Source organism: Pseudomonas sp. MDV22-iso1 (genome assembly GCF_058145095.1).
Window position 1 is genome coordinate 35,625 of sequence record NZ_JBYVMF010000038.1, and the last position, 6,350, is coordinate 41,974.

The 6,350-nt window shown below is 56.8% G+C and carries 7 protein-coding genes and 1 tRNA gene; 3 read left to right on the forward strand and 5 right to left on the reverse strand.

Annotated features, from left to right (window positions below):
* Position 1 precedes the first annotated feature (1 nt).
* The 3 genes from queC (at position 2) to nadA (ending at position 2,164) form a co-directional block, all read left to right on the forward strand.
* Positions 2 to 694: a 7-cyano-7-deazaguanine synthase QueC gene (gene queC, locus AC3ZVB_RS27455; protein ID WP_194692566.1), complete on the forward strand. Its 693-nt coding sequence runs from the start codon at positions 2 to 4 to the stop codon at positions 692 to 694.
* A gap of 63 nt (positions 695 to 757) precedes the next feature.
* Positions 758 to 833, forward strand: a tRNA-Lys gene (locus tag AC3ZVB_RS27460).
* A gap of 272 nt (positions 834 to 1,105) precedes the next feature.
* A complete protein-coding gene (gene nadA / locus AC3ZVB_RS27465) occupies positions 1,106 to 2,164 on the forward strand; it encodes a quinolinate synthase NadA (protein ID WP_162439877.1) in 1,059 nt (352 codons plus the stop codon).
* Positions 2,165 to 2,235: 71 nt separating this feature from the next.
* On the opposite strand, the gene AC3ZVB_RS27470 is transcribed toward nadA, so the two are convergent.
* The 5 genes from AC3ZVB_RS27470 to AC3ZVB_RS27490 all read right to left on the reverse strand — a co-directional run.
* Positions 2,236 to 2,724, reverse strand: coding sequence for an RDD family protein (locus AC3ZVB_RS27470; RefSeq protein ID WP_162439878.1), 489 nt, complete (start codon positions 2,722 to 2,724; stop codon positions 2,236 to 2,238).
* 96 nt (positions 2,725 to 2,820) lie between these two features.
* Complete coding sequence (locus tag AC3ZVB_RS27475; protein WP_003175786.1) at positions 2,821 to 3,033, reverse strand: cold-shock protein; 213 nt, start codon at positions 3,031 to 3,033, stop codon at positions 2,821 to 2,823.
* Between the two features lie 403 nt (positions 3,034 to 3,436).
* The gene (gcvT, locus tag AC3ZVB_RS27480; protein ID WP_490148296.1) at positions 3,437 to 4,561 is read right to left on the reverse strand and encodes a glycine cleavage system aminomethyltransferase GcvT; all 1,125 of its coding nucleotides are present in this window, start codon (positions 4,559 to 4,561) and stop codon (positions 3,437 to 3,439) included.
* Between the two features lie 41 nt (positions 4,562 to 4,602).
* Complete coding sequence (locus AC3ZVB_RS27485) at positions 4,603 to 5,979, reverse strand: L-serine ammonia-lyase (RefSeq protein WP_490148297.1); 1,377 nt, start codon at positions 5,977 to 5,979, stop codon at positions 4,603 to 4,605.
* 205 nt (positions 5,980 to 6,184) lie between these two features.
* Positions 6,185 to 6,350 (reverse strand): hypothetical protein (locus AC3ZVB_RS27490; protein WP_490148298.1); only part of this gene is annotated, 166 nt, incomplete at its 5' end.

Genomic DNA, 6,350 nt, shown 5'->3' on the forward strand with positions numbered 1-6,350 from the left:
AATGACTGATCACCTGAACACTGCTGAAAAACGTGCGGTTATCCTGCTGTCCGGCGGCCTGGACTCGGCGACTGTCGTGGCCATGGCTCGCGCAGATGGTTACACCTGCTACACCATGAGCTTCGATTACGGTCAGCGCTCCCATGCGGAATTGCACGCTGCTGCACGCGTCTCCCGAGACCTCGGCGCGGTTGAGCATAAAGTGATTGGTATAAACCTGAACGGCATCGGCGGTTCAGCGTTGACTGACAGCAGCATCGATGTGCCTGAGGTTGCCGGTGAAGGCATTCCGGTGACTTACGTCCCTGCGCGCAACACGGTGTTTCTATCCCTGGCGCTGGGCTGGGCCGAAGTGCTGGGAGCGCGTGACATCTTTATCGGCGTGAACGCGGTGGATTATTCCGGATACCCGGATTGCCGTCCCGAGTTCGTCGAGGCGTTCGAGCGTATGGCTAATCTGGCGACCAAGGCTGGAGTCGAGGGGAATGGTTTCCGCATCCAGGCGCCTTTGCAAAACCTGAGCAAGGCACAGATTGTCCAGGCAGGGGTGAAGCTTGGGGTTAATTACGGCCTGACCGTTTCCTGCTATCAGGCCGACGATAACGGCCGGGCGTGCGGTAAGTGCGACAGCTGCCGACTGCGTGCTGAAGGCTTTGCAGCGGCCGGAATCGACGATCCAACACCTTATTTTTGATTTATTTCAAATTAGGTGTTGAATAGTCCTTAAAAATCAGTATTATACGCGCCACCACACAGCGGGTCGTTAGCTCAGTTGGTAGAGCAGTTGGCTTTTAACCAATTGGTCGTAGGTTCGAATCCCACACGACCCACCATTTTTATAGCAGTTTTAAAAGTCTGGAAGGCCCACGAAAGTGAGGATTTCCGGATTTTTTTTTGCCCGCGATTTGTGTTTGCCGCTGAGTGAGCCGTATCGCATGGCACAGGTCAGAATCATCTTTTGCATCCATTGGATATTCTGTAGCCTTGCGCCTCTTCAACGTTGTCCGTGCCTGATGATACTCACTCTCCCGGCGGTGCCCTCAAGGGGGCTGGAGCCGGGTGTATACTCGACTTTCGCGCGTAAGCGCTTGCAGGTCTTGCGAACATGACGCAGATTTCTGAACGCCTTCTGGTTCAAGCCCACCTCGACGCCAAGCAGCCCAAGCCGCTGACTGCCGAGGAAGAGGCCTATTACCGCGCCGCTATCGCCGCCGAGCTCAAGGCTCAGGACGCGGTACTGGTCGCCCACTTCTATTGTGATCCGGTTATTCAGGCCCTTGCCGAAGAGACTGGGGGCTGTGTCTCCGACTCGCTGGAGATGGCCCGCTTCGGCAATGCTCATCCGGCCAAGACCGTGGTCGTCGCCGGTGTGAAATTCATGGGGGAGACGGCAAAAATCCTCAACCCTGAAAAGCGCGTCCTGATGCCAACCCTGGAAGCGACCTGCTCGCTGGACCTGGGTTGCCCGGTGGACGAGTTTTCAGCGTTTTGCGATCAGCACCCGGAACGCACGGTGGTGGTGTATGCCAATACATCGGCCGCCGTCAAAGCCCGGGCGGACTGGGTCGTGACTTCAAGCTGTGCGCTGGAAATCGTCGAAAGCCTGATGGATAACGGCGAAACGATTATCTGGGGTCCGGACAAGCATCTGGGCACCTATATCCAGCGCAAGACCGGTGCGGACATGCTGCTGTGGGACGGTGCCTGCATCGTTCACGAAGAGTTCAAGTCCAAGCAGCTCGAAGACATGAAGGCGCTGTACCCGGACGCAGCGATTCTGGTGCATCCGGAGTCGCCAACGTCGGTGATCGAGCTGGCCGATGCCGTTGGCTCCACCAGCCAGCTCATCGCCGCGGCTCAGAGCCTGCCCAACAAGACGTTTATTGTCGCCACCGACCGCGGCATTTTCTACAAGATGCAGCAGCTGTGTCCGGACAAGGTGTTCATCGAAGCGCCAACAGCCGGTAACGGGGCAGCGTGCCGCAGTTGCGCACATTGCCCGTGGATGGCCATGAACACGCTTGAGCGCACGCTGAAGAGCTTGCAGGAAGGGACTAACGAGATCTTTGTTGATCCGGCGTTGATACCGCAGGCGATTCGCCCTTTGAAGCGGATGCTGGATTTCACCCAGGCTGCCCGGATGAAGCTGGCGGGTAACGCTTAAGACCGAAATCGAAAGCTCAAAAGATCGTCCGAACGCGGCCCTCGCCTTCGGACGATCTTCTTTTTGGGTCGTTATTTGGTTTTCTTTGGAATTCGAACGAGTTGGGTTCCTGAATACATGTCATGCCAGCTGCGTTTCTGTTTATCGAACAGTGACCAGACGAATCCCATGCCAACGCACAGCAGTGACGCAATCGATACAACAAAGCGCAATAGCGCCTGCCACAAGCTGATAGATGAGCCGTCGGCATTCTGCACGCGGATGCACCAGACTTGCATGCCCAGTGTCTGACCAGACCAGGTCCAGAACTTGGCGAAGAAACCAAACAGCACAAACACCAACACAGTAGACAGTAATGGATCGCCATCCAGCGCCCCTGCTTCGGTCAGCGTGCGCATTCTGTCTTCACCAATGATCGCCATCTGAATCATCTTGTAGATACCGCTGGTGACAATGAGCAGGGCGGTGCACAACAGGAAGTCGTAGAACATCGCTGCCAGACGACGACCCAGACCAGCGGCGGGAAAATCGCCCTGGGGATTCAGCAGGTGTTTCGACATGGCAGGCTCTCGGCGGAAAAAAGAAGCCATTTTACGGATTTACGCGCACAAAAAAGCCCCTGATGTCAGCATCAGGGGCTTTTTCGTAACAGAAGATTAGGCTTCTGCTTGTACTTCGTCAGCCTGCATGCCTTTCTGGCCCTGCACAGCAACGAAAGTCACTTTCTGGCCTTCTTTCAGGCTTTTGAAGCCGTTGCCCTGAATAGCGCGGAAATGCACGAACAGATCCGGACCGCTTTCTGGAGTGATAAAACCAAAACCTTTCTCGTCGTTAAACCACTTGACGGTACCGCTCTGACGTTGGGACATTTCTTATTTCCTATCACGCAAAAATTAATGACAGCCTCCTTCTAATGAAAGAGTACTGGGGCTGGTTGCAGGAGAGTAAGAAGACGTCGAACGGGATGTAGCTAACTTGTAGGCTACTGCCCAGGTCACGATTCCAAGCGACCCATGCAAACACAGTGAACAAACTCTACGCCAACTAAGGGAGAAAAAACAAGCCCCCGCGAAGGCCCGGTTTTGCTCAGGTTGGCGGCAATAGTCAGTGCAATAGTGCTCGCTTATTCGTTAGCGTTGTTCAATTGTTTTCGAACGTTATAAGTAAAGTTCATAATCGAAGCCTGAGGCCAAACCATGCACTCTTTTATGGCGATTGCGTTACACATTAGTGCACTGTTAACGCAATCGCGTTACTTATAGGAACAGTCAATCAACCGCGATAGTAGCGTTGTGGAACAAATGGCATTTTGCTTACAAGCAAAGGCACCTTTTTCCCACGAACGATCGCCCAGACCGGGGTATCGATGGCGACGTATGCACTGTCCACGTAACCCATCGCCAGTGGCGCCCCCAACGTCGGCCCGAAACCGCCGCTGCAGACAGTGCCGATGATATCGCCTGCTTCGTTGACGATTTCCGCGCCCTCACGTACGGGGGTGCGTTCCTGGGGCAATAGTCCAACGCGTTTGCGGCTGACACCGGATTGCTGTTGGGCAAATATCGGTTCAGCGCCAGGGAAGCCGCCAGCACGTGCGCCATCGGCTCGGCGAGGCTTGGAGATGGCCCACAGCAGGCTCGCTTCGATGGGGGTGGTCTCGGTGTTCATGTCATGGCCGTAAAGGCACAGGCCGGCTTCCAGGCGCAGTGAATCGCGAGCGCCCAGGCCAATGGCGGCGACTTCCGGTTCGGCCAACAGTGCGCGAGCCAAGGCTTCGGCACTGGCCGCCGGTACGGAAATTTCGAAACCGTCTTCACCGGTGTAACCGGAGCGGCTGACGAAGCAATCAACACCCAGCAGTTTTACCCGAGTGAACTGCATGAACGTCATGTTCGCTACTTCGGGTGCCAGTCGCGCGAGTACGGTCACCGCTGCCGGGCCTTGGAGCGCCAGCAGGGCGCGTTCTTCGAACAGCGGCTCGATGGTGCACTGGTCGCCGATGTGCTTGCGCAGGTGAGCCAGGTCCTGATCCTTGCAGGCCGCGTTGACCACCAGGAACAGCTCATCGGCACCCAGGTTGGCAACCATCAGGTCGTCCAGAATGCCGCCGGTGTCGTTGGTGAACATGGCGTAGCGCTGCATGCCCACTGGCAGGTCGATGATGTCGACCGGAACCAGTGTTTCCAGTGCCTTGGCAGCATTGGCGCCGGTCAGACGGATCTGGCCCATGTGCGACACATCGAACAACCCGGCCTGATCACGGGTGTGCTGGTGTTCTTTCATCACGCCAAGCGGGTATTGCACCGGCATGTCATAGCCGGCGAACGGCACCATGCGGGCGCCGAGTTCGATGTGCAGGGCATGCAACGGGGTTTTCAACAGGTGTTCGGTGGACATATTCAGCTCCTGAAAAAAGTGTGCAGATGCAGGTAAGCGCATCAGCACTCGATAATGTTGACCGCCAAACCGCCACGGGCGGTTTCCTTGTATTTGCTTTTCATGTCTGCACCGGTCTGGCGCATCGTGCGGATGACCTTGTCGAGCGAGACGAAGTGCTGACCGTCCCCGCGCAATGCCATGCGTACCGCATTGATCGCCTTGACCGAACCCATGGCATTGCGCTCGATGCAAGGAACTTGCACCAGCCCGCCGATCGGGTCGCAGGTCAGGCCGAGGTTGTGTTCCATGCCGATTTCGGCGGCGTTTTCCACTTGCTGCACGCTGCCGCCCAGGACTTCACACAGTGCGCCCGCGGCCATGGAGCACGCTACGCCGACTTCGCCCTGGCAACCGACTTCGGCGCCGGAGATCGAAGCGTTTTCCTTATAGAGGATGCCGATAGCAGCGGCGGTCAGCAGAAAGCGCACCACGCCGTCGTCATTCGCGCCGGGAATAAAACGCATGTAGTAATGCAGTACCGCTGGAACAATGCCCGCGGCACCGTTGGTAGGTGCCGTCACTACCCGTCCGCCATTGGCGTTTTCTTCGTTGACCGCCAGCGCATAGAGGTTGACCCAGTCCAGCACCGACAGTGGGTCGCGCAATGACGATTCCGGGTTTTTGCACAATTGCCGATGAAGTGCGGCGGCACGACGCTTGACCTTTAAACCGCCGGGCAAGATGCCTTCGTTGCGGCAACCGGCGGCAACGCAATCCTGCATCACCTGCCAGATTTTCAGCAGACCGGCGCGCGTCTCCGCTTCCGGTCGCCAGGCACTTTCGTTGGTCAGCATCAGCTGGCTGATCGACAGACCGTAGGTGGTGCAGTGACCGAGCAAGTCCTTGGCGCTTTTGAACGGGAAGGTCAGTTTTGTTGCGTCTTCGACGATTCGGTCGGCGCCCGCAGCGTCTTCATCGACCACGAACCCGCCACCGACCGAGTAATACTCGCGGCTGCGTATTTGCAGGCCAGCGGTGTCGAAAGCGCGAAAGATCATGCCGTTGGGATGATAGGGCAGGGGCTTGCGAATCATCGCCAGGTGTAGCTTTTCATTGAATTCGATGGTGTGTTCACCGAGCAGGTTCAGGCGACCGCTGCTGCGAATTTCCAGCAAGCGGGCGGCGACTGTTTCTGTGTTCACTGTATCCGGGTGTTCGCCTTCCAGGCCGAGCAGCACTGCTTTGTCGCTGCCATGTCCTTTGCCGGTGGCGCCGAGCGAGCCGTAGAGCTCGACCTTGACGCAGGTGGTTGCAGACAAAAGCGCATCACGCCGCAAGCCGTCAACGAACCGTGCGGCTGCACGCATCGGGCCAACGGTGTGGGAACTGGAGGGGCCGATGCCAATCTTGAACAGGTCGAACACGCTTAAAGCCATGGTTGTTCTCCGGTTTCTTGTTATAGGAATTGGCGGAAACTGTAACCTTCCACAGATCCTTTGTAGGAGTGAGCCTGCTCGCGATAGCGCTCTGACATTCAACAAAAATGTCCACATACAGATAGCTATCGCGAGCAGGCTCACTCCTACAGGGGTTTGTGGTGTTCTTGAATTTGGGGGCGATTAAACCCGCCCCCTTATTTGTTTAAGCGTAGCTTTCGATCGACGGGCAGGCGCAAACCAGGTTGCGATCGCCAAACACGTTGTCGACACGACCGACCGGTGGCCAGTACTTGCCTTCGATCAACGACGCTACCGGATACACCGCCTGTTCACGGCTATACGGATGCGACCACTCGCCCACCAGCTCC

What these genes read in the sequence shown, in the direction of transcription:
- nadA (WP_162439877.1), top strand. Translation starts at nt 1,106, where the DNA reads ATGACGCAGATTTCTGAACGCCTTCTGGTTCAAGCCCACCTCGACGCC.
- queC (WP_194692566.1), top strand. Translation starts at nt 2, where the DNA reads ATGACTGATCACCTGAACACTGCTGAAAAACGTGCGGTTATCCTGCTG.
- AC3ZVB_RS27475 (WP_003175786.1), bottom strand. Translation starts at nt 3,033, where the DNA reads ATGTCCCAACGTCAGAGCGGTACCGTCAAGTGGTTTAACGACGAGAAA.
- AC3ZVB_RS27485 (WP_490148297.1), bottom strand. Translation starts at nt 5,979, where the DNA reads ATGGCTTTAAGCGTGTTCGACCTGTTCAAGATTGGCATCGGCCCCTCC.
- AC3ZVB_RS27470 (WP_162439878.1), bottom strand. Translation starts at nt 2,724, where the DNA reads ATGTCGAAACACCTGCTGAATCCCCAGGGCGATTTTCCCGCCGCTGGT.
- gcvT (WP_490148296.1), bottom strand. Translation starts at nt 4,561, where the DNA reads ATGTCCACCGAACACCTGTTGAAAACCCCGTTGCATGCCCTGCACATC.